Origin of the sequence: Roseobacter sp. HKCC-CH-9351 (assembly GCF_037830295.1) — a bacterium.
In the GTDB taxonomy this organism is placed as follows: domain Bacteria; phylum Pseudomonadota; class Alphaproteobacteria; order Rhodobacterales; family Rhodobacteraceae; genus M30B80.
In genome coordinates, this window is record NZ_JBBLYM010000001.1 from 1942650 (window position 1) to 1964078 (window position 21429).

22 protein-coding genes are annotated in these 21429 nt (G+C 55.8%); 12 read left to right on the forward strand and 10 right to left on the reverse strand.

Translation table 11 applies throughout. The annotated features are described in order from the left end of the window. The first annotated feature begins 1 nt into the window (after position 1). Genes AAC632_RS09730 through AAC632_RS09740 form a run of 3 tightly spaced genes read left to right on the forward strand, consistent with a single transcriptional unit; the run spans position 2 to position 3491 of the window. Entirely contained in the window at positions 2-1189 is a 1188-nt protein-coding gene (locus AAC632_RS09730) for an ABC transporter substrate-binding protein (RefSeq protein WP_340296536.1), read from the forward strand. Next, on the forward strand, positions 1189-2859 hold the full coding sequence (locus AAC632_RS09735) for an ABC transporter permease (RefSeq protein WP_340296534.1): 1671 nt from the start codon (positions 1189-1191) through the stop codon (positions 2857-2859). The genes AAC632_RS09730 and AAC632_RS09735 overlap by 1 nt, the downstream gene beginning before the upstream one ends. Then, positions 2856-3491 carry an ATP-binding cassette domain-containing protein gene (locus AAC632_RS09740; RefSeq protein WP_340296532.1) on the forward strand — a complete coding sequence of 212 codons (636 nt, stop codon included), beginning with the start codon at positions 2856-2858 and terminating at the stop codon, positions 3489-3491. Before AAC632_RS09735 ends, AAC632_RS09740 begins: the two co-directional genes overlap by 4 nt. On the opposite strand, the gene AAC632_RS09745 is transcribed toward AAC632_RS09740, so the two are convergent. The 6 genes from AAC632_RS09745 to iolD form a co-directional block, all read right to left on the reverse strand. After that, a complete protein-coding gene (locus AAC632_RS09745; RefSeq protein WP_340260603.1) occupies positions 3488-4258 on the reverse strand; it encodes an ATP-binding cassette domain-containing protein in 771 nt (256 codons plus the stop codon). The two genes, AAC632_RS09740 and AAC632_RS09745, sit on opposite strands and share 4 nt — an antisense overlap. Positions 4259-4260: 2 nt before the next feature. Further along, positions 4261-5373, reverse strand: coding sequence for an ABC transporter permease (locus tag AAC632_RS09750; protein ID WP_340251095.1), 1113 nt, complete (start codon positions 5371-5373; stop codon positions 4261-4263). An 85-nt stretch (positions 5374-5458) separates the two neighbouring features. Continuing rightward, positions 5459-6370 (reverse strand): sugar ABC transporter substrate-binding protein, encoded by a 912-nt coding sequence (locus AAC632_RS09755; RefSeq protein WP_340251093.1) that lies wholly within the window; start codon positions 6368-6370, stop codon positions 5459-5461. 101 nt (positions 6371-6471) lie between these two features. Beyond that, on the reverse strand, positions 6472-7287 hold the full coding sequence (locus AAC632_RS09760) for an SDR family oxidoreductase (RefSeq protein WP_340296530.1): 816 nt from the start codon (positions 7285-7287) through the stop codon (positions 6472-6474). Between the two features lie 136 nt (positions 7288-7423). Further along, positions 7424-8320: a myo-inosose-2 dehydratase gene (gene iolE, locus AAC632_RS09765; RefSeq protein ID WP_340296528.1), complete on the reverse strand. Its 897-nt coding sequence runs from the start codon at positions 8318-8320 to the stop codon at positions 7424-7426. Positions 8321-8325: 5 nt separating this feature from the next. Further along, entirely contained in the window at positions 8326-10203 is a 1878-nt protein-coding gene (gene iolD, locus AAC632_RS09770; RefSeq protein ID WP_340296526.1) for a 3D-(3,5/4)-trihydroxycyclohexane-1,2-dione acylhydrolase (decyclizing), read from the reverse strand. A 188-nt stretch (positions 10204-10391) separates the two neighbouring features. On the opposite strand from iolD, the gene AAC632_RS09775 reads away from it, so the two are divergent. From AAC632_RS09775 to AAC632_RS09800, 6 genes are read left to right on the forward strand one after another with little or no spacing between them, the layout of a single operon-like run. Beyond that, positions 10392-11213 (forward strand): HpcH/HpaI aldolase family protein, encoded by an 822-nt coding sequence (locus AAC632_RS09775; RefSeq protein ID WP_340296525.1) that lies wholly within the window; start codon positions 10392-10394, stop codon positions 11211-11213. Further along, positions 11213-12196, forward strand: coding sequence for a hydroxyacid dehydrogenase (locus AAC632_RS09780; protein ID WP_340296524.1), 984 nt, complete (start codon positions 11213-11215; stop codon positions 12194-12196). Before AAC632_RS09775 ends, AAC632_RS09780 begins: the two co-directional genes overlap by 1 nt. Beyond that, a complete protein-coding gene (locus tag AAC632_RS09785) occupies positions 12186-13307 on the forward strand; it encodes a Gfo/Idh/MocA family protein (protein WP_340296522.1) in 1122 nt (373 codons plus the stop codon). Before AAC632_RS09780 ends, AAC632_RS09785 begins: the two co-directional genes overlap by 11 nt. After that, positions 13289-14215, forward strand: a complete 927-nt coding sequence (locus AAC632_RS09790) for a MurR/RpiR family transcriptional regulator (protein WP_340296520.1) — start codon at positions 13289-13291, stop codon at positions 14213-14215. The genes AAC632_RS09785 and AAC632_RS09790 overlap by 19 nt, the downstream gene beginning before the upstream one ends. A 28-nt stretch (positions 14216-14243) precedes the next feature. After that, positions 14244-14387 (forward strand): 2-deoxy-5-keto-D-gluconate 6-phosphate aldolase domain-containing protein, encoded by a 144-nt coding sequence (locus tag AAC632_RS09795; RefSeq protein ID WP_340296518.1) that lies wholly within the window; start codon positions 14244-14246, stop codon positions 14385-14387. 3 nt (positions 14388-14390) lie between these two features. Next, positions 14391-14591, forward strand: a complete 201-nt coding sequence (locus AAC632_RS09800) for a hypothetical protein (protein ID WP_340296516.1) — start codon at positions 14391-14393, stop codon at positions 14589-14591. A gap of 30 nt (positions 14592-14621) precedes the next feature. Here the strand turns inward: AAC632_RS09800 and AAC632_RS09805 are convergent, their stop codons facing one another. Then, positions 14622-15392, reverse strand: a complete 771-nt coding sequence (locus AAC632_RS09805; RefSeq protein WP_340296514.1) for an SDR family NAD(P)-dependent oxidoreductase — start codon at positions 15390-15392, stop codon at positions 14622-14624. Between the two features lie 155 nt (positions 15393-15547). Between AAC632_RS09805 and AAC632_RS09810 the strand changes: the two genes are divergently transcribed. After that, on the forward strand, positions 15548-16618 hold the full coding sequence (locus AAC632_RS09810) for a fatty acid desaturase (RefSeq protein WP_445322636.1): 1071 nt from the start codon (positions 15548-15550) through the stop codon (positions 16616-16618). On the opposite strand, the gene AAC632_RS09815 is transcribed toward AAC632_RS09810, so the two are convergent. The 3 genes from AAC632_RS09815 to AAC632_RS09825 are packed head-to-tail and all read right to left on the reverse strand — an operon-like array spanning position 16615 to position 19286. Beyond that, entirely contained in the window at positions 16615-17442 is an 828-nt protein-coding gene (locus AAC632_RS09815; RefSeq protein ID WP_340296510.1) for a class II fructose-bisphosphate aldolase, read from the reverse strand. The genes AAC632_RS09810 and AAC632_RS09815 overlap by 4 nt on opposite strands. Continuing rightward, complete coding sequence (locus tag AAC632_RS09820) at positions 17439-18296, reverse strand: 5-deoxy-glucuronate isomerase (protein ID WP_340251068.1); 858 nt, start codon at positions 18294-18296, stop codon at positions 17439-17441. The genes AAC632_RS09815 and AAC632_RS09820 overlap by 4 nt, the downstream gene beginning before the upstream one ends. Before the next feature lie 12 nt (positions 18297-18308). After that, positions 18309-19286 (reverse strand): PfkB family carbohydrate kinase, encoded by a 978-nt coding sequence (locus AAC632_RS09825; RefSeq protein WP_340296508.1) that lies wholly within the window; start codon positions 19284-19286, stop codon positions 18309-18311. Positions 19287-19402: 116 nt separating this feature from the next. Between AAC632_RS09825 and AAC632_RS09830 the strand changes: the two genes are divergently transcribed. Together AAC632_RS09830 and AAC632_RS09835 are read left to right on the forward strand one after the other, a co-directional pair. Continuing rightward, a complete protein-coding gene (locus AAC632_RS09830; protein ID WP_340296506.1) occupies positions 19403-20506 on the forward strand; it encodes a Gfo/Idh/MocA family protein in 1104 nt (367 codons plus the stop codon). Between the two features lie 18 nt (positions 20507-20524). Continuing rightward, positions 20525-21415 (forward strand): sugar phosphate isomerase/epimerase family protein, encoded by an 891-nt coding sequence (locus AAC632_RS09835; RefSeq protein WP_340296505.1) that lies wholly within the window; start codon positions 20525-20527, stop codon positions 21413-21415. Positions 21416-21429: the final 14 nt, after the last annotated feature.

Genomic DNA, 21429 nt, shown 5'->3' on the forward strand with positions numbered 1-21429 from the left:
CATGATCAAACGCCTTCTGCCGATACTGGCCCTGATGATGGCCACACAAACCCATGCGCAAACATGGCAAGAGACAGTGGATGCCGCGCGCGGGCAGACTGTCTATTGGCATGCATGGGGCGGTGATCCGCGCACGAACAGCTATATTGATTGGGTCGATGCGCAGATGCAGGCGCGCTTTGGTATCGCGGTCGAACATGTGCCGTTGACCGACACGGCCGAGGCCGTGACAAGGGTTCTCTCAGAACGTGGCGCGGGTCAGAACACGGGCGGCGCGGTTGATCTGATCTGGATCAACGGGCCAAATTTTCTGGCGATGAAAGAGCAAGATTTGCTGTTTGGCCCTTTTGTTCAGCGCCTGCCAAATGCGCGTTTTGTTGACCTTTCGCCTGATGCGCCTGCATCGGTTGATTTTACCGTTCCCGTTGATGGGCTAGAGGCCCCATGGCGCTTGGCTAAATTCGTGTTCATCCATGACAGCGCCCGCCTCCCGAACCCGCCGCAATCTATGGGCGAATTGCTCGATTGGGCGCGTGACAATCCAGGGCGTTTCACACATCCCGATCCTGCCAATTTCATGGGGGCAAGTTTTCTAAAACAGGCTTTGATCAGTTTGCTTGATAGCCCCGCCATCCTGCAAAACCCTGTGAGCGAAGCGGATTATACCGCCCTCACCTCCCCCCTTTGGGCATGGTATGATGCCTTGCGCCCCTTGATGTGGCGGGAGGGTGAGACATTCCCAGAAAACGAGTCGATCCAAGCGCGCCTTTTGAACGATGGCGAAATCGATATCACCATGTCCTTTGACCCAAGCTATGCGGCAGCGGCCATCAATTTGGGGCTTTTGCCCGACACGGCCCGCGTTTTCGTGCCCGAGGGGGGAACGCTTGGAAATATAAGTTTTGTGGCGATCCCCTATAACGCGGCCCATGTTGAGGGGGCGCAGGTTGTGGCAGATTTCCTTCTATCGCCCGAAGCGCAGGCGCATATGCAAAATATCGACAATCTTGGCGCGTTTTCTGTGCTTGACCCCGCGCTGATGGATGCCGAAGCGGCACCGTTTTTTGCAGACCTTCCCCAAAGCCCCGCCTTGCCCGAATTGGCCGATCTGGGGCCAACCTTACTTGAACCCCATGCAAGCTGGATGACCGCCATCGCCGAAGATTGGGCGGCGCGCTACGCACGCTGATGGGGCGTGGTGCGTCTATCGGTGTGTTCAGCGCGGCGGCGGCCTTGGTCTTGGCCCCGATTATCGCGGGCTTTGCCTTTGGCTTTGCGGCCAGTTTGGGCTTTTTCCCCGCGATTGGCGCAGATCACCTGACATTTGCGCCCTATCACCGTTTGATGGCGGTGCCCGAGTTTTGGGGCGCGCTTGGTCTGTCGCTGCAAACAGGGGGGGTGGCCACGGCCCTCTCGTTGTTGCTTGCGCTGATCTTCGTGGCACAAGTCGGCGGGGAAAGCCGTATCTTAGCCCCGCTATTGGCCATACCCCATGCCGCAATCGCCCTTGGCCTTGCATTCCTAATTGCGCCTTCGGGGTGGATAATGCGCGCGCTTGCGCCCCTTATGGGCTTTGACCGCCCCCCAGATCTCGCCTTGGTGAATGATCCTGCCGGTTTTGCGCTGATCCTTGGCTTGGTGATCAAGGAAACCCCGTTTTTGGTCATCGCTATCGCCAGTGCCATGGCGCAATTGCCCGTGATCCGCACCCGCCAAATCGGGGCAAGCCTTGGCTATGGCACGCTGCGAATTTGGGCGCTGCTGATCTTGCCGCAGCTTTACCCGCTGATCCGACTGCCTGTGATGGTAGTGTTGGCTTACGGGCTGTCTGTGGTGGATATGGCCTTGATCTTGGGGCCGAATGCCCCGCCGACCTTCGCCGTCTTGGTCACGCGCCTGTTCATCGCGCCTGATTTGACGCTGCTTTTGCCCGCATTTGCGGGGGCTATGGTTCAAATCGCAACGATTGCCTTGGCCTGCCTCAGCCTATGGTTATGTGAGCGCGGCTTAATGCGACTTGCCAAGGCAGAGGCCCGCATGGGGCGGCGCGGCGGGACGCGGATACCCCTATCATGGATCACGCCCCTGCCGCGCGGGATCATGGGGTTGGGTCTGATCGGCGTTGCGGGATTGCTTTTGTGGTCAATCACATGGCGGTGGGTTTGGCCTGATGTTTTTCCACAATCCCTATCCCTCAGGGCATGGCAAAGCGGTGATTGGGGCGCGCCCCTTCAGACAAGCCTTGAGATCGCAGTAATCAGTCTGATAATCGCAACACCGCTTGCGCTTCTGACACTCGAGGCGGTGGATCATTTACCCAAAAAATTGGCGACACCTATCCTTTTGCCGCTGATCTACACCCCGCTGTTGATGCCCCAAATTGGGTTTCTTTATGGGGTGAATATTGCCGCGCTGAAACTTGGCATCACGGCAGGCGTTGCGCCCGTGATTTGGGCGCATCTTTTATTCGTTTATCCCTATATTTTGTTGTTGCTGCTTGATCCGTGGCGCGCAATAAATCGCAGGGTGTTACAGGCGGCAGCCGACCTTGGCGCAGGGCCGTGGCGGCGGTTTTTCGCAGTGAAACTTCCCTTGATGCTTCGGGCCATCATGGTGGCCATGGCGGTTGGTTTTGCCGTTTCCATTGCGCAATATCTGCCGACCCTCTTTGTGGGCGGCGGCAGGGTCGCTACGATCACCACTGAGGCGGTCACGCTCGCCTCAGGCGGGGATCGCAGGATCACAGGGGTTTATGGCAGCCTACAGGCCGCGCTGCCCCTGTTGGTATATCTGCTGGCCTTCTTGACCCCGCGCTATGTTTGGCGCAACAGACGCGCGATGCAAGCGAGGGTGACATGAGCCTAGAGATCACAGAACTGAGCCTCAGCATTGGGGAACGGATGCTGTTTCAGCCCCTCAGCCTGTGTGTTGCGCGTGGTGAAGTTGCCACGATCATGGGGCCATCTGGCATTGGAAAATCCACCCTTTTGGCGGCAATCGCAGGCCATCTTGACCCATCCGTCACGGCGACTGGTCATGTGACACTTGAGGGACAAAACCTCGCCCCACTGGCCCCCGAAACGCGCGGGGTGGGCATGATTTTTCAAGATCCGTGCCTCTTTCCCCATCTCAGCCTTGGTGACAATCTTGCCTTTGGTCTGCGGTCAAGCGCCGACCGCGCGGCGCGCCGCGCAAGCATAGAGGCAGCCCTTGAGACAGCGGGCCTTGCGGGCCTCTATGGGGCAGACCCCGACACCCTTTCAGGCGGCCAGAAATCCCGTGCCAGCCTGATGCGCAGCCTCTTGGCAGAGCCACGCGCGCTGTTGATGGACGAGCCTTTTTCGGCCTTGGACATGGAATTGCGAGATGAGATGCGCCGCTTTGTTTTTGCACATATCCGCGCGCGCAATATTCCTGCAGTTCTGGTTACACATGACCCCGCGGATGCAGAGGCCGCGAACGGCCCCTGCTGTCAGTTACAGCGAGATTAGATCGCGTCTAGCTCTGCCTTAAGGTCGCCCATCTCGGCGCCCCCTGACATCAAGCGGCGCATTTCCTTGTCACCGATCTCGGCAGCGGTGCCCGCCCCAATCGTTTTACCAAGCGCAAGGAACGTGTAGCGATCCCCCACCAGACGCGAATGGATTTCGTTATGCGTGATGAAAATAATCGCAATGTCCCCGCGTGCGCGGACGCGTTTGATTGTTTTCAAAACACCCATCTGCTGACGCTGACCAAGGGCTGATGTTGGTTCATCCAAGATCAAAACCTTGGCCCCGAAATAAATCGCACGCGCAATCGCCAATGTCTGACGCTGTCCGCCCGACATTGTGCCAACCGCCTGCGTGGGGTCAGAGAAATCAATACCGATTTTCAGCATCTCATCATGCGCAATCTGGTTCATTTCATTCATGCGCAAGCTGCCAAGGGGCCCTGTCAATTCACGACCCATAAAGAAATTACGGGTGACGCTCATCAACGGGTTCAGGGCCAAATCCTGATACACCGTGCCAATGCCAGCCGCAGACGCATCCCGCGGCGAGCGGAAGGTGACAGGTTTGCCTTCGATATAGATTTTGCCTTCGGTGGGTTGGTGAACACCTGCAAGGGTTTTGATCAGGGTCGATTTGCCCGCCCCGTTATCCCCCAGAAGGCAATGCACCTCACCTGGAAAGACCTCAAGGTCAACGCCACCAAGGGCTGTGAAAGGGCCAAAGCGTTTGACCAGATTTTCTACGCGAAGATATGGTTCGGCCATGGTTAAATCCCTCCCGTAATACGCTTGCGGATACGCTCATTGGCGAAAACCGCAGCAAGCAGGATACCGCCAAGGAAAACGCGGAACCATGCGCCATCGATAGCAGGAATGAAGAACACCGCATTCGCCACAAGGCCAACGGTAATCGCCCCAAAGACCACGCCAAGGATGGATCCAAAGCCGCCCGTCATCAGTGTGCCACCCACAACCGCGATGGCAATCGCGAACAATTCCATCAAATTGCCTTTTGCGGCATCTGATGTGTTGGTGTCATACACCTGACATGCGGCAAACATCGTGGCGCAAAAGGCGGTGAACATGAACAGGCCCACTTTCACCTTATCGACTGGTACGCCATTGGCCCGCGCGGCCTCTTTGTTATCGCCTGTCGCATAAATCCAGTTGCCGATTTGCGTGCGGCTAAGCACGAAATAGGCCACGCTCGCGATCACAATCCACCAGAAAAACCGCGCGTCAAACCCGTGAACCCATTGTTCGCCATTGCGATTAAGATTACCGCCAAGCGCGAACCAAATATCATAGAACCACCCGAAAACCTCGCCGCCCATGATATCGGCGAACCAGCTTTCCAGTTTGAAATCTTGCAAACCCGATATTTGGGTCGATTGGTTGATCAAGCGGAAGCAAACTTCGGTAACCCCGCGCAAGAAAAACAAAAACGCCAAGGTCACGATAAAACTCGAGAGGCCAGATCGCACAACGATCATGCCAATCACCCAACCAATCCCCAAGGTCATCGCAAGGGTGATGAAAAAGGCGGCGGCAGGGGTTGCTTCGCCCAGACCAAAGGGCAAGCCCCATTTCAGCATCATCGCCATGGACATGCCCGCAAAGCCAATCATCGAACCGATCGACAGGTCAAATTCGCCTGCAATCATTAACACAGCGGCCCCTGTGGCAATGATCCCATATTGGGCAATAATCGCGATGTTATTTTTCAGACCCAAGGGGTTAAACGCCTTACCATCCGAGGCAATCGCCAAGGCCACAATGATGATAATCATCACCACGAAAGAGCCGATCTCGGGACGGCGTAAGATTTTTTGAAAGGCAGTTTCTTGTTGAAGCCTGTTTGCTTCGCTTCGATCGGCCATATCTCACATCCTGTTTTATCTGGATTTTGAAGGTGAAAACAGGCGGGAAATCCCGCCTGTTTCATGTCTTGACTGATCAAAAAACTTAGCGATCGATACCTGCGAGTGCAGAAACCGATGCCGCGTTTGATGCATCCACAAAGCCTGGGCCAGATGGGATGTTCGCACCAGGCAACAGGCCTGCGCCTGTGTTGTAGAGGTGCAGAACGATCACAGGCATATAGCCCTGCAGACGCTGCTGCTGGTCGATTGTGAAGGCCGCATCACCTGCTTGGATCATGTCCATAACGCCGGGGGAAAGGTCGAAACATGCCAAATGCACGTCTGCGCCAACTTCCTTGATCGCGCGGTTTGCCGCTTCACAGACATGTGGGCCAACAGCCAAAACGCCATCGATGGATGCGTCTGCCTGCAGCGCCGCTGCGGTACGGGTTTCGATCTGTGCAGGGTCGTTTGACACGTCAATCATGTTCAGATCGCCGCCGACACCTTCGAAGTAGCCTGTGCAACGATCCACAAGCGCGGTGTTGAACGCTTCTTGGTTCAAGCAAAGCCCGTTGGTCACGCCTTCTGCTGCGGCGCGCTCACCTGCTTTTTGACCTGCCAAACGCTCTGGCTGACCTACGTGCATCAAGGCACCAAGCGCTGCGGATGACTCAAGACCTGAGTTCATAGTAACCACAGGAATGCCGTCCGCAACAGCGGACCGGATTGCTCCACCAAGCGCGTCTGCGTCAGGCAGCGATACGATGATGCCATCGGGCTGCGTTGCTGCTGCGGCTTCGATCAGCTGCGCCATTGCAGCCATGTCGCCAGATACGTCGAAGTTATATTCAAGGGTCGCGCCTACAGCCTCAGCTGCATCACGACCACCCTTTTCCACAACAGGCCAGAACGGGTCTGTGCCCTGCGTGTGGGTGATCATAACATAACGCTCAGCATGTGCCGCACCTGCCATCAAAGCAGCTGCTGCAGCGGTGAGAATGAGTTTCTTCATGGTCTTCCTCCCAAGTTATATGCTCCGAAGAGCCGTTATTCTGCGCTTATGGCAGAATTCTTTGAAACACCCACGCGCGCGTCCTCACGTTTGGCCCCTCCTCACGGCACCAATGCATGAGCAGGCGCAGGTGCCTGTCCATCATACCCGCCCCAGACAGATTGATCGAAATGAATAACAGAGCCCGTCATCATTCCACTATCGTCTGACGCCATCCACAACACTGCTTTTGCCACCTCCACCGGGTCAAGCAGTCTTCCGAAAGGTAACTCTTTTGCGGCGCGATCAAGGGCGCCTGGATCTCCCGTCTCCGCCTCTTGCAAGGCGCGTTCGCCATCGGAATTCATCCATCCGATATCCAATTGGTTCACCCGCACCCTATTGCGCATCAGGGCAAACCCCGCATGGCGGCTCAGCGTGGCAAGCGCACCCTTTGACACTGCGTAAGGTGCAAGAAACGGTTGCCCCACCCTCGAAGATGCGGATCCGATATTGACGATGCTGCCTTTGACACCTGCCTCTTGCATCAGCAATACGGCGTCTTGCATCAAGAAAAACGGCGCACGGGTGTTAACCGCAATCATTTTGTCAAACAGCGCGGCGTTAGTGTTCAGCAGATTGCCACGATCGGTCATGCCTGCCGCATTTACCAAAATATCCACGCGGCCAAATTGCGCCTTGGCTGCGGGAATAATACCACGCACGGCATCTAAATCGGCCAAATCCGCGCCCACAAAGTGACATTGGGTGCCAAATTCATCCGCGATAAGATCGCAAACACGCTGACCTCTCGCAGCGTTACGACCTACAACAATAAGGCCTTCTACATCCGCCTCTGCAAATACGCGAGCGATTGCTGCTCCAAGGCCCTGAGTTGCGCCTGTTAGAACAGCAATTTTACCAACTAAACTACTCACGAGAATGCGCCCCGCGCCAAAATCGAATTGCACAACGCCTTGTTAGCGCTAACTAAACACTTGCACAAGCAACAATAAAGAAAAACAGAAAATATTTTAAGCGAAGCTATGCCAAAAAAATTAGTTTTAAAAATCATTATATTTCTACACTATATCCAGATTTAGAAAATAACTCTGATAGTACTCTGTGTCCAAGTGACGCCATTTCACGAGGCGAATTCATTTTGGGATCCTGCTCTGCCTCCACAACAAACCAGCCCTCGTAACCGACACCTTCGAGTGCGGCAATAATGCTAGAAAAATTTAGATCCCCATCGCCTGGTACAGTAAAGACTCCCATAACCACTGCATCAAGGAAACTATTTCTAGTTCTGTCAATTTTTTCCACAACTTTTTTGCGAATATCCTTCGTATGGACATGAGAGATCCGCGCATGATGATTGTCAATTACGCGTAAATTATCCCCGCCCGCAAAAGCCATATGCCCCGCATCAAACAGCAGCGGAACCGAAGAATGCTTCATAAACACATCAAGCTCAGGCTCGGTTTCGACCACAGCGGCCATGTGATGATGATAGGAAATCGGCATCCCTTGGGCCGCGCACCAATCGGCAAAGTCCGACATCTTGCGCCCATAGGCGGCCATCTCGGCCTCACTGATCGCTGGCTTTTGCGCCAAAGGCACCTCGCGCTTGCCCTGCACAGACCGCGCTGTTTCTCCGTAGACGATGCACGGCGCGCCTGCGGCTTTGAAAAACGCCATTTGCTCTGCAATGCGATCCTTTTCGCGCTCGATATCCCCATCAAGCAATTCACCCGAAAACCATCCGCCACAAACCGAGATCCGATAGCGATCCAAGATCGGACCCAAAACCGCCATATCCATTGGAAAGCGGCGGCCTGTTTCCATGCCGCTAAACCCTGCCTCCGAGGCTTGGGTCAGACATTCCTCTAGGCTGACGTCATCTGATAATTCAGGCAGGTCGTCATTCCACCATGCAATCGGGGCAATGCCCAATTTGGCCTTCAACATGAGGTTTACACTCCAATCCGCTGTTTTTTGCGGAATTCTTCTTGACCCTTGCGGGCGGCTTGAACGCTTTCACGGGGGCTAACTTCGGGCACGCCCACATACCAATCCGCACCGCCATCTGTCCAAGTATAGGCATCAGAGGCGATTGAAATCACCGTTGTCGCATCGGTGGTCTGCGCCCATTCCATCGCGGCCTCTAGATCGGCAAGGCTGTCACAATGGCGTGCATAGGCCCCCATGGCCTCGGCATGTTTTGCAAAATCAACATGGCGCACATTGGCTGGGTCTTTCACGCGGCAATCTTTCAGCAGGTTGTTGAACCCTGCCCCGCCCGTATTGGTCTGCAAACGATTGATCACCGCATAACCACCGTTGTCGCAGACGATAACAATCATCTTATGGCCTGAGATCACCGAGGAATGGATGTCAGAATTCATCATCATATAAGACCCATCCCCAACCATGACGATGGGTGTGCCTTTGCTGCCTGCCATCGCCAACGCGTGGCCCCAGCCCCCTGCAACCTCATAGCCCATGCAGGAATAGCCGAATTCACAATCATAGGTGTGCGGTGCTTTGCAGCGCCAATTTTTGATCGTTTCACCGGGCAATCCGCCTGCGGCAGTCACCATCACATCTTCGGGGCGCGCCATGCGGTTCACAACACCGATGACCTGCGCATAGGATGGCACGGCCTGATTTGTGGGGGCTTGGCCCTTGTCCAAGAAATCATTCCACTCGGCATACCATTTTTGTGCCTGCGTCATACGGGCAGTAGAGGCAGACCAATCCCCCAATTGCGCATCAATCTCGGTGATCGCCTCAAACGCATCCCCCACAACGGCCTGTGCGCGGTGCTTTTGCGCATCAAACCGCGCCGCGTTGATATTGATAAACCGCGCATCCTTTGGGAATGTTGTCCATGATCCTGTGGTGAAATCCTGCAAACGGGTGCCAATGGCGATCACCACATCCGCCGTTTCGGCCAATTGCCGCGCGGCCTCGGTGCCCTCAATCCCCATTGGGCCTGCATAGGCAGGGTTGTCATGCACAACGCCGCCCTTGCCAGCAATGGTTTCAGCCATCGGGATACCACGGCGCTTCGCGAAATCTGCCACCGCGGCCTCAGCCCCAGAATAGCGCACTCCACCGCCCGCGATAATTAAAGGGTTTTTCGCAGTTTTCAAAATTTCGACCGCCGCCTCGACCTGATCGCGCGAGGGGCGTGGGCGGGCGATAGTCCAAACTTTGCGCTCGAAAAACGCCTCTGGATAATCATAGGCCAATTCCTGCGTGTCCTGAGGCAGGCCAAGAAAGGCCGGCCCACAATCTGCAGGGTCTAGCATCGTGGCCACAGCCGCAGGCAAGGATTGGATAATCTGCGCGGGATGGGTGATCCGATCCCAATAGCGCGTCACAGCGCGGAAACTGTCGTTCACCGTGATGCTTGGATCCCCGAAATGCTCGACCTGCTGCAACACAGGATCGGGCAAGCGGTTTACATAAGTGTCGCCCGACAACAACAGGACAGGCAGGCGATTGGCATGCGCAACGCCCGCAGCGGTGACCATATTCGTGGCACCTGGCCCGACTGATGAGGTCGCGACCATGATCTGACGGCGTTTCTTTGCTTTGGCATAGGCAATCGCGGCCAAGGCCATGGATTGCTCATTCTGCCCGCGCCAAGTGGGAAGCTGATCTTGAACGCGCTCTAGCGCCTCGGCCAAGCAGGTTACGTTGCCGTGGCCAAAGATCCCGAACACCCCTGCAAACAGCGGCACCTCCTCGCCATCAATGATGGTGAATTGATTAACCATGTAGCGCACAATTGCCTGCGCCATAGTTAGACGCACAGTGCCGTTTGCACTTGCTCGGTAACTCATACCAGCACCCCTCCCCTGGGCTAGATTCGTCCTCACACGAAATGTATATTGACAAAAAAATTTTGATGCAACGATCATTGCAAAAACTTTTTGACGCTGCAATAGTGACGCTGAAAGACTGTGCGCTTGCTTAAACTTTGGGCGAGGGATTCCCCCAAATCGCGACCGCAGTCATGGGGAGGTTAGAAATGAAAGCAAACAAACTCAAGGCCTTATGGCAAGGGGATCAGCCCGCGTTGAATGGGTGGTGTTCCATCGGTTCTAGCTTTACCGCCGAGATCATGGCGGCGCAGGGTTTTGACAGCATCACCATTGATATGCAGCATGGCGCGTTGGATTATAGCATGGCTTTGCCCATGGTGCAGGCCTTGCGTAATGTAGGCCCCACGATCATGGCCCGCGTACCGTGGCGTGACCCCAGTTGGATCATGAAGGCCTTGGATATGGGCGTTGAGGGGATCATCTGCCCCATGGTGAATTCTCGCGCCGAAGCAGAAGAATTCGTCAGCTACCTGCGCTACCCCCCGCATGGGCAGCGCAGCTATGGCCCGACCCGCGCGGTGATTGCCGACCCCAGTTACAACGTCAAAGACGCGAATGCGCAGGTTCTGGCCATTGCCATGATCGAAACCGCAGCGGGCATGGAACATCTTGAGGAAATCGCAGCGACCCCTGGCCTAGACGGTATTTATGTTGGCCCTGCTGATCTGACCCTCGGCACCCAAGCGGGGCGTTTGCCCCCAGGGTTTGACCGCGAAGAACCCGAGATGATCGCGATGATTAAGGAAATCGCCGCCGTATGTCGCAAGAACAAGATCGCCGCCTGCCTGCATTGCGGCAGCCCCGCCTATGCAGCCCGCGCCATTGAGTGGGGCTATCGCCTCACCACTGTTGGGGGTGATGTGCGCTTTTTGGCGCAATCAGCCCGCGCGGCGGTCACAGGCTGGCATGAGGTTGTGGGCCGCGCCGGTGGTTCGGACAGCACAGGTGCTGGCAAAGGGGGCTATTGATGACACGGCTCTTGGTTGCAGGGGCGCTTCATCCAACGGGCGAGGCGCTGCTTGAGCGACTTAAAACGCAGGGCGTGGATGTCACCTATGTGACCGATCCCGCACCTACGGCCTATCTGCCCTATCTGCCGCAGGCCGATGCGCTTGTGCTGCGCACACAACCCCTGACGGCCGAGATGATTGCAACTGCAACAGACCTGAAAATCGTCTCGCGCCACGGCGTGGGATATGACGCGGTGGATGTAGATGCATTGTCGGCCCGCGGAATTGGCTTGGCCATTGTGGGGGATGTCAATTCTATCTCCGTGGCCGAGCAGGCCATGATGATGATGCTTGCTGGCGCGAAACAGGCGTTAGACGCGCATTTCGCCACACGTGGTAGCGAAGGGTTCGATTGGAACTGGCGTAATCTTTTGCGCGCGCGCGAAGTGTATAACAAACGCCTCTTGATCATCGGCTATGGCCGCATCGGGCGGCGTTTAGCGAAAATGGCCGTTGGGTTTGGCATGCATATATCCGCCTATGACCCCTATCTTTCCCAAATGGGCGCATGGCCCGAAGGGACCGTGCAAGAAGTGACAGATTTATCCGCAACCTTGGCTGAGGCTGATTTCATTTCGGTGCATATCCCCGCCGCCAAAGGCGCGCTGTTGGATCACGCCGCCTTTGCGCATATGAAACGCGGTGTTGTGATCTGCAACACGGCGCGCGGTGGCATTGTCGATGAGGCGGCCCTGTTGGCGGCGCTCAAGGATGGCACGGTGGCCGCGGCAGGTTTGGATGTGTTCCAATCCGAACCCCCTGCCCTTGACAACCCACTTTTCTCGGATCCGCGGGTGATCCTGTCGCCCCATATTGGCGGGCTGTCCAATGAGGCGGCTGAACGTATGGCCTGCGCCTGTGTGGAAAACGCGCTGAACTTTATAAAAGGCAGGATTGATCCTGCGCTCATTGTCAATCACGAGGCAATCAATGGCAGCTAAACCGAAACTTCGCATCGGCTTGATTGGATCGGGCTTTATGGGCAAAGCGCATGTGTTTGGCTTTGCCACCGCCGCGCGGGTGTTTGATTTGCCCTATGAGGTGGAATTACACACGCTGGCAGATGTCACGCTTGCGGGGGCGCAGGCCGCGGCGGCAGGGTTTGGCTTTGCTCATGCCACAGATCGGTGGCAGGATTTGATCGAAAACCCCGATATAGATGTGGTCGATATCACCGCGCCAAATGCGTTGCACAAAGAAATGGCCATGGCAGCGATTGCGGCGGGCAAGCATGTTTATTGCGAAAAGCCCTTGGCCCCCTTGGCGCGTGACGCAGAGGAGATGGCCATTGCGGCAGAGGCGGCAGGGGTCAAAACCCAAGTTGGTTTCAATTATCTGTGTAACCCTATCATGGCGCTTGCCCGCGAGATGATTGCGGGCGGCGAATTGGGTGACATTCGCAGCTACCGCGGCGTGCATGCCGAGGATTATATGCGTGATGCAAACGCGCCCTATTCCTTCCGTCATGATCCTGCGGGCGGCGGGGCCTTGGCCGATATTGGCAGCCATGCCTTGGCCACGGCAGAATATCTGTTGGGGCCAATCACCCGCGTTATGGGGGATTGCGTCACCATGATTAACCACCGCAAGGATGCCACGGGATCCACCCGCAAAATTGAGGTCGATGATGTCGGGCGCGCCTTTTTGCGGTTTGAAAATGGCGCAACGGGCTCGATTGAGGCCAATTGGGTCGCCACGGGCCGCAAGATGCAGCATGATTTCGAGGTCTATGGCAGCAAGGGCGCGCTCATCTTTACGGGCGAGCGGTTCAACGAACTGCATTTCTACAACACCGATGACGCAACAGGCCGTCAGGGGTTTCGCAAAATCGAGGCCAGCCCAGATCACCCGCCCTATGGGCAATTCTGTGTGGCACCAGGCCATCAGATTGGCTTTAACGACCTCAAGGCGATTGAGATCGCAGGCTATCTTGATGCCATCGCAGATCGCGCGCCTGAACCCTTTAACTTCCGTGCGGGGTTGCGCATTCAATATCTGGTTGAAACCATTCAAGCCTCGGCCAAATCCGAGGCGTGGATCGCGACTGTCTGATCGGCGGCGTGATGGATCACAACACCCCCCTCACCGATGCCCCGCCGCCTGATACCTACGAGGGGTTCATCCGCCTGATCCATGAACGTCACAGTGCGATGAGCAACACCTATCAGGCCATCGCGCTCTATCTGACGCAGAACCCCAATGATGTGGCGGTGCGTTCGGTCAATACGATTGCCGAAAGCTGCGGGGTGCATGCCTCGAGTTTCGTACGCTTCGCGCAGGCCTTGGGGTATAAAGGGTTTCGGGATGTACAGGCCCTGTTCCAACAACGCCTAGAGACGGCTGCGCCTGGATTTGGGGCGCGCGTGCAATCCTTGCGTGATGGCATGGCCGCGCGCGATGATATCTCGGAAATCGGATTCCTGCGCGAGATGATCGTGCAAGACATTGCTTCGCTCGAAGGTCTGGTTGATGAGATTTCAGGCCTTGATATGGCCGCCGCCGCCAAGCTGATGGAGCGGGCCGAAACCATTTATTTGGTCGGACAAAATCGATCTTCACCCGTGGTTTTGCTCATGCGCTATCTGCTGACCATGATTGGCAAACGCTGCATCCTTCTGGATGCCAGCGGCGGCCTTGCCACCCATATGGCGCGCAGTATGGGGCCGCGGGACGTGCTCTTTGCTGTATCCTTTCGCTACTACGCCAATGAGGTTGTGCAGATTGTCGATCAGGCCGCCTCGGCGGGGCATGATGTGATTGCCATTTCCGACACGACCCTATCGCCCCTCGCAAAATCGGCAAAGATCCTGTTTGCCGTGCCCGAATATCAGCAAAGCCTCACTCGCTCCTTGGCCGCGCCCATGTGCGTGGCGCAGGCTTTGGTTGTGACGACAGCGGCGCGCCTACAAAAGGGGGCGGAGGCACCGCTGATCCCCCATGTGACCCAACAAGACACTTGAACCCCGACTTCCAAAGGAAAGATCCGCAATGAGCGTGAAAAAAGACCTGGATGTCATCACAATTGGCCGCGCTTGGCTTACGGGGCAAGTCAGCGATGCGCAGGCAATTTCGCAAATGGCAGATCGCTATCGCAGCTTGTCAGCGCTTTGGGATCAGGCCCGGAAAGGGTGAGAGATGGCCGCGCATAAAACCCTTGCTGATCCCATTTTCAACCCGCTGTGGCGGCGGGTGGCCTTGACCATGTTTCTCTGCCTCTGGACAGGGGTCGAGATTTGGAACCAAACCTATGGGTGGGCCGCATTCATCGCAGCCATCACGATCTATTGCGGGTGGAATTTCTTTGTCCTGTGGGAAGATGTCCCAAGCAAGGAATAAGGGCGGCAAATATGCCGCCCCCTTGGTCGCTTAGATTGACCCAGCCTCGACCATGTAATTATTTGCGGTGCACATGGCCGCATCGTCAGAGGCCAAGAACAAAACCATCCGCGCGAGATAAACGGGTTCGATCTCATCGGGCAGACATTGACGATCGAGCGCCTCTTTCAAGGCCTCAGGCGTCACCCAAAGCTGTTTTTGCCGCTCTGTCATCACCCAGCCCGGAACGACCGTATTCACCCGAATGCGATGATCCCCCAAATCGCGCGCCATTGTGCGGGTCAGGCCGTGCACCGCCGATTTGGAGCTGGTATAGGCGGGCATATCGCCACTGGCCTGCATCCAAGAGTTGGACCCAAAATTGATGATCGAGCCACCACCCGCCTCAATCATCGCGGGCGCTACGGCCTGAATGGCGAAAAACATATGACGCAGGTTGGTTGCATATCGCTCGTCCCAATAATCGGGTTCGACTGTCCGCCAGTCATGACGATCATCACGGGCGGCGTTATTCACCAAAATATGTGCGGGCCCGCAGGCCTCAGCCAATGATTTGAAGGCTGTTCGCAATGCAGAAATATCGCGCAGGTCACATTGCTCGAAATGCACAGTATCGCCCAATTCGGCGGCCAAGGCCGCACCGCCTTTGGCATCAATATCGAAAAAACCAACGCGGCTGCCTTGCGCCGCAAAAGCCTTGACGATTTCCGCGCCAATCCCAGATGCACCGCCCGTAACAAAGACGGATTTATCCTTTAGGCTCGGATATATGGCGAATTGTGATTGATCAATCTGACCCATGGGTCTGCCCCTCCTTTGGCAATGCCTCTTTTCGCGCAAAACCTAACCGCTGCCCCTTTAGGCGGCAAGGCGCAAAGCAGTTATTCGTGGAAAGGATTGACAGAAATGAGTGGCAATGGTTGCATCTGTAAAGGCGTGCATAGGGGAGGATGCCCGTGAATAAGATCACCCGAGATTACAGCCTGCTTGGCGCATCTGCGGTCGAGGCAGAGGAAAAGGGTCTGGCCGCCGCGCAGTGGTATCACTCAGATATCCCGCGCGAGGATATGCGCCGCCTGATGCAGCGCAAAGATGGGCCTGCCATTCGTGATACGATCCTTTACTTCGCGGTCTTGTTCGCCTCTGCCACGGGCGGGATCATGCTGTGGGGGTCATGGTGGTCAGCGCCCTTTTGGGTGATATATGCCACATTTTACACCGCAGGCGCGGATAGCCGCTGGCACGAGGCAGGTCATCGCACGGCGTTCTTGACCCCTTGGATGAATGCCGTGGTCTATCACATCGCCTGCTTCATGCTGTTCCGTAATCCTGTCTTGTGGCGATGGAGCCATTCCCGCCACCACACCGACACGATCATCGTGGGCCGTGATCCCGAAATTATCACCATGCGCCCGCCGCAAATATTTAAGGTTCTATGGCTCTTTATCGGCAGCCATACATGGGATGGGTTCAAGGCCACGTTCCGCCACGCCCTTTATGGGCTGAACAAAGAAGAACGCAGTTTCACCCCTGACCGCTATTGGAAAAAGGCGCAGGTGATTGCGCAGATTTGGCTTGCGATCTGCGCCGTGGTTTTGGCATTGGTGCCGATCACGGGGTCGATCTTGCCGTTGATGTTGGTGGGGGTTGGCCCTGCCCTCTTGGGGTCATGGCATCTGATCATGACGGGGTTATTGCAGCACACCGGCATGGCCGATAACGTGCTTGATCACCGCCTCAATTCCCGTAGCGTTTACATGAACCCGATCAGCCGTTTTATCTATTGGAACATGAATTATCATGTTGAGCATCATATGTTCCCAATGGTGCCCTATCACAATCTGCCCGCCCTGCATGAGGTGATCAAACATGATCTGCCGCCCGCAAATCGTGGCTTTGTCGATGGGCTGCGCGAGGTGGCGCATGCGCTGAAAATGCAGCTGAGTGACCCCGAATATCGAATTGAGAAAACCTTACCCCCGACCGCAAAACCCTATCAGGCGCATCTGCACGATCTGGAGGTTTAGGGTTTCAGCGCGCGCAAAACGGGGCGGGTCAGCGCGACCAAGGCTTCCTCGGTTTGGCCAAGGATTTTGATACGATCAAATTCGGCGGGCTGCTCTGATATCACATGGGACAAGGCCGCGCCAAACCCCATGCGCAATTCGGTTCCGATGTTGAATTTACAAATCTTAGACATGCGCGCCAAATCTTGACGCTCTCGCACAGGCACGCCTGAGCCGCCATGAATAACCAGTGGAATGTCACAAAGCGCCTCAATCGCAGCAAGGCGGTTGTGATCCAGACCTTGGTGCTTTTCTTGTTGCAAATGCACATTCCCGATGGAAATCGCCATTGCATCTATGCCCGTCTCTTGGGCAAATCGGGCAGCCTCCTCAGGGTCTGTGCCCCGCGATTTTGCCCCATCCGCATAGCCGACATACCCAATTTCACCTTCACAAGAGACACCTGCCGCATGGGCCATCTCTGCGATTTCGGCGGTGCGGGCAATGTTTAGCGATAGGGGCAGCGCCGAGCCGTCAAACATCACCGAGGAAAACCCTGCTGCTATTGCTGCGGCGCACTCCTCAAGTGACGTGCCGTGATCCAAATGGCTGACCACGGGCACTGAAACGCTTTCGGCCAATTCGCCAAACATCACCCCCCAAACCGAAATCGGCATATGCGCCCGCGCGCCTGGGCCCGCCTGCAAAATAATGGGCAGCCCCTCTAATTCCGCGGCGCGCGTGTAGGCGCGCGCGTCTTCCCACCCCAAACAGACCACGCCTGCCACCGCATAACCTTGGGCTAAGGCGGGCGTCAGGACATCGGTGAGGGTCGCGCGGGTCATTTAAACTTGGCCACCATATCCAAAATGCCTGGGATCGTATGGATCTGTTCGGCATGGGTTGGTTGGAAATATTGTTTGAGCGAGCGTTGGCTCAGGCCGCCTAGAATGGTGAAGTAATACATCTCATAGCCCGGCAGCGCGGCGCACGGGTGATAGCCGCTATCAAGCAAAATGGTCGAGCCATCCATGATGTGATAGGCTTCGCCCACCTCATTATCGAGCCGCTGCAACATTTGCACACCTGACCCGTAATTGGGGCGGAAGCGGAAATTATAGGTTTCATCATGACGGGTTTCGATGATCTCGCCCGCGTCATCGGTTCGATCCGTGTCATGTTTGTGGCTGGGAAAGCCTGACCAGCCCCCTGCCCCTACAGTGAACAATTCCGACACCAAAAGCCGCCCAACCTTATCCGCGTATTTTGTGCCGAGGATATGTTTGATCTTACGATGCGTTTTGGTGTCATCCGATCCGTATTGGATCACATCCAATTCCGCTTCGCGCACATCAAACGGCTCCAAAACTTTGTCATATTTGGCCCCCGCAATGAAGGTTTCAGTCGTGTCACTAACACATGTGATCCGCACCCGCGCGCCCACGGGAACATAAACCCCCTCCGGTTCGCCATCCCAAACATCGGCCCCGCGATTGCCAAGGCGGGGATAGGACGCGCCATCGACATCCACATCGACACTGCCCGTAGCAGGCACGATGCAAGTCTCATATCCAGCAACTTGATAGTCAAACACCTCGCCTTTTTTCAGCTTTACGATGTTGAAATAATTCAGCGGCACTAAGTCGTGATCTACGTCAACGATGGGTTTATTTTGGTTGTCATGGGGTGGGATATGCATCGGGCCCCTCCTTTACTGATGAATTTCGATGAATTGGGATAGGGTCGCGCGGTCGGGCATGGCCCCCGCACAACCTGGATGCGAGACGGTGATGGCCGCCGCTGCGGCACCTTGATCCACGGCATCGGCAAGGCTTGCCCCATTGGCCAAGGCCGCAAGAGTTGCCGCCATAAAACTATCACCCGCCCCAACAGGCTTGAGCGGCGTGGCGGGATAGGTGCCTGTGCGAAATTCCTGATCCCCCGTCATAGTGATCGCGCCTTCGGCCCCCATTTTGTAAATCACCAATTTGCCGCGCGCGGCCAAGCCCCGTGCCGCGTCAAGACCGCGCTCATAGGCGCCTGCCATAAATCCGAATTCCTCATCATTGCCGACAATCATCGCCGATGCGTCTGCCGCACGGGTCAGAACATCGGCTGCAACGTCTGGCGAGGGCCAAGAATAGGGCCGATAATCAATATCAAATATAATCGGCACACCCGCTTTTTTTGCCAAATCAAAAGCGGCAAAGGTGGCGCTGCGCGAAGGTTCCGCTGCGAAAACCGTGCCTGCGGTGACGAGCGCGCCAAAGCGTCCATAGTCAATATCGGCAACATCCTCAGGCGTGACCTGAAAATCGACTGCATTGTTGCGATAGATGCAGACCTGAAAATTCTCCATCACCGATTCATAAACCGCCAAGGAGGAGCGGTATTCCCCCGCTAGAGTGCGGATGTGCCCCACATCCACGCCATACTGGATCAGCTTATTACGGATAAACCGCCCCACCGTGTCATCGCTCAGCGAGGTCACAAGCGCGGCTTGCATCCCCAATTTACAGAGGCCTGCACAAATATTCGCAGAAGACCCGCCAAGATCAGCCCGAAAATTTTCGCCGAATTCGGCCTTTACCCCAATCGGATCGGCATAGAGATCCATGCCCGCGCGGCCCAAAACCACGAAACTGCCTTTTGCGATCCCATTGTGTAATTGCGCAGATAATTCGGACACTGGCCCCCGCCCCTCATTCGTGACCTTGCTTGCACTGCAATCATGCTTGCATGACTATGCGTTCAAAGCTACTTCTTTTGCAACCGCTTGCAAGTGCATTTCACGAGGGGGCCGCCATGTCAGAAATTGGGATAGGAATTATCGGAGGCGGCTATATGGGCAAGGCTCATGCCGTGGCCATGTCCGCCGTTGGTGCGGTGTTCAACACCACGCTGCGGCCCCGTTTGGAAATGGTCTGCGCGAGCAGCACAAAAAGCGCAGAAACCTATCGCGCCGCATATGGTTTTGCCCGCGCGACCGATGATTGGCGCGTTTTGGTCCATGATCCGAAGGTGGAGGCAATCATCATCGCCTCGCCGCAAACCACACATCACGACATCGCACTTGCCGCATTCGCGGCGAAAAAACCTGTTTTATGCGAAAAACCTCTTGGCGCTTCTTTGGCCGAAAGTCAGGCTATGGTCGCCGCGGCTGAGGCCGCAGGTGTCGCCAATATGGTTGGCTTCAACTATATCCGCACCCCAGCCAGCCAATATGCCCGCGCGCTGATTGCACAGGGGGCAATTGGCCAAATCACATGGTTTCGCGGCGAACATACCGAAGATTTTTTGGCCGATCCAAACCTGCCCGCAAATTGGCGCACTTCGGGAATGGCCAATGGCACAATGGGGGATCTGGCCTCGCATATCATCAACGCAAGCCTTGCACTGATGGGTCCCATTGCATCGGTCATGGGGGTTTATGAAACCGTCCACACATCACGGCCCGAAGGCGTGGTGACCAATGACGACCATGTGCAGTTCATGTGTCGCTTTGAAAACGGGGCCATGGGGCAAATCTATGCTTCGCGCATCGCGACTGGCCGCAAAATGGGCTATGCCTACGAGATCACAGGCACCAAAGGCGCCATTCGATTTGATCAGGAAGATCAAAACGCGCTCTGGCTCTATGAGATGACAGGGCCAGAAGCCACGCGCGGCTTTCGCAAGATTTTAACAGGGCCTGCGCATCCTGATTATATGCCCTTTTGCCAAGGGCCGGGTCATGGGACGGGCTATCAAGACCAAATCATCATCGAAGCCCGTGATTTTCTACGCGCGATTGAAACGAGAGAGGCGATTTGGCCCACCTTCCGTGATGGTCACGATGTGAACCGCGTGATTGCCGCCGTAATCGCCTCAAGCGATCAAGGCGCGTGGTGCGATATTTCATCTGTTTAAACGAGGGCATAACCCATTATGACAATCGAAATCGGCAATGCGCCCTGCTCTTGGGGTGTTGAATTTGCAAATGATCCCCGCAATCCAACATGGCGCAAAGTCCTGCAGGATTGCGCTGAGGCGGGCTATCGCGGGATTGAACTGGGGCCTGTTGGCTTTATGCCCGAAGATCCAGAAATTTTGGGCGAGGCGCTTGATGAATTTGGCCTCACCTTGATTGGCGGCGTGATTTTCCGCCCCTATCACGACCCTGACGCATGGGAGGATGTGCTCGATGCCACGCATCGCACCGCCCGCGCCCTCAAGGCACATGGGGCCGAGCATCTGGTGATTATCGACAGTATCTCACCGCGCCGCGCCCCTACTGCGGGCCGCGCTGATGAGGCGGTGCAGATGGATAAGGCCGAATGGACTGGCTTTCGCGACCGCATCGTAGAAAGCGCGCGAATTGGAGCCGAAGACTATGGCCTCACGGTTGGCATCCACGCCCATGCGGCAGGATTTATGGATTTTGAACCTGAATTGATCCGCCTGCTTGATGAGGTTGATGAGGGCCTTTTGAAAATCTGCTTTGACACGGGCCATCACTCCTATGCGGGGTTTGATCCTGCGGCCTTCATACAAAAATATGTCAGCCGTATTTCCTATATGCATTTCAAGGATATAGACCCCAAGGTTAAGGCAGATGTGATTGCCAATCGCACAGGGTTTTATGAGGCCTGCGGACAGGGGATTTTCTGCAATCTCGGCCAAGGCGATGTAGATTTTGAGGCGGTGCGCAAGGTTCTTTTGGATGCAAATTTTGCAGGCTGGTGCACAGTCGAGCAAGATTGCGATCCAACCCTAGATGTGCGCCCCATTGATGACGCACGCGCCAACCGCGCCTATCTGCAATCCATTGGTTTTTAAGCGAAAAGAGATCA

What these genes read in the sequence shown, in the direction of transcription:
- AAC632_RS09730 (WP_340296536.1), top strand. Translation starts at nt 2, where the DNA reads ATGATCAAACGCCTTCTGCCGATACTGGCCCTGATGATGGCCACACAA.
- AAC632_RS09735 (WP_340296534.1), top strand. Translation starts at nt 1,189, where the DNA reads ATGGGGCGTGGTGCGTCTATCGGTGTGTTCAGCGCGGCGGCGGCCTTG.
- AAC632_RS09740 (WP_340296532.1), top strand. Translation starts at nt 2,856, where the DNA reads ATGAGCCTAGAGATCACAGAACTGAGCCTCAGCATTGGGGAACGGATG.
- AAC632_RS09745 (WP_340260603.1), bottom strand. Translation starts at nt 4,258, where the DNA reads ATGGCCGAACCATATCTTCGCGTAGAAAATCTGGTCAAACGCTTTGGC.
- AAC632_RS09750 (WP_340251095.1), bottom strand. Translation starts at nt 5,373, where the DNA reads ATGGCCGATCGAAGCGAAGCAAACAGGCTTCAACAAGAAACTGCCTTT.
- AAC632_RS09755 (WP_340251093.1), bottom strand. Translation starts at nt 6,370, where the DNA reads ATGAAGAAACTCATTCTCACCGCTGCAGCAGCTGCTTTGATGGCAGGT.
- iolE (WP_340296528.1), bottom strand. Translation starts at nt 8,320, where the DNA reads ATGTTGAAGGCCAAATTGGGCATTGCCCCGATTGCATGGTGGAATGAC.
- iolD (WP_340296526.1), bottom strand. Translation starts at nt 10,203, where the DNA reads ATGAGTTACCGAGCAAGTGCAAACGGCACTGTGCGTCTAACTATGGCG.
- AAC632_RS09775 (WP_340296525.1), top strand. Translation starts at nt 10,392, where the DNA reads ATGAAAGCAAACAAACTCAAGGCCTTATGGCAAGGGGATCAGCCCGCG.
- AAC632_RS09780 (WP_340296524.1), top strand. Translation starts at nt 11,213, where the DNA reads ATGACACGGCTCTTGGTTGCAGGGGCGCTTCATCCAACGGGCGAGGCG.
- AAC632_RS09785 (WP_340296522.1), top strand. Translation starts at nt 12,186, where the DNA reads ATGGCAGCTAAACCGAAACTTCGCATCGGCTTGATTGGATCGGGCTTT.
- AAC632_RS09795 (WP_340296518.1), top strand. Translation starts at nt 14,244, where the DNA reads ATGAGCGTGAAAAAAGACCTGGATGTCATCACAATTGGCCGCGCTTGG.
- AAC632_RS09800 (WP_340296516.1), top strand. Translation starts at nt 14,391, where the DNA reads ATGGCCGCGCATAAAACCCTTGCTGATCCCATTTTCAACCCGCTGTGG.
- AAC632_RS09805 (WP_340296514.1), bottom strand. Translation starts at nt 15,392, where the DNA reads ATGGGTCAGATTGATCAATCACAATTCGCCATATATCCGAGCCTAAAG.
- AAC632_RS09815 (WP_340296510.1), bottom strand. Translation starts at nt 17,442, where the DNA reads ATGACCCGCGCGACCCTCACCGATGTCCTGACGCCCGCCTTAGCCCAA.
- AAC632_RS09820 (WP_340251068.1), bottom strand. Translation starts at nt 18,296, where the DNA reads ATGCATATCCCACCCCATGACAACCAAAATAAACCCATCGTTGACGTA.
- AAC632_RS09830 (WP_340296506.1), top strand. Translation starts at nt 19,403, where the DNA reads ATGTCAGAAATTGGGATAGGAATTATCGGAGGCGGCTATATGGGCAAG.
- AAC632_RS09835 (WP_340296505.1), top strand. Translation starts at nt 20,525, where the DNA reads ATGACAATCGAAATCGGCAATGCGCCCTGCTCTTGGGGTGTTGAATTT.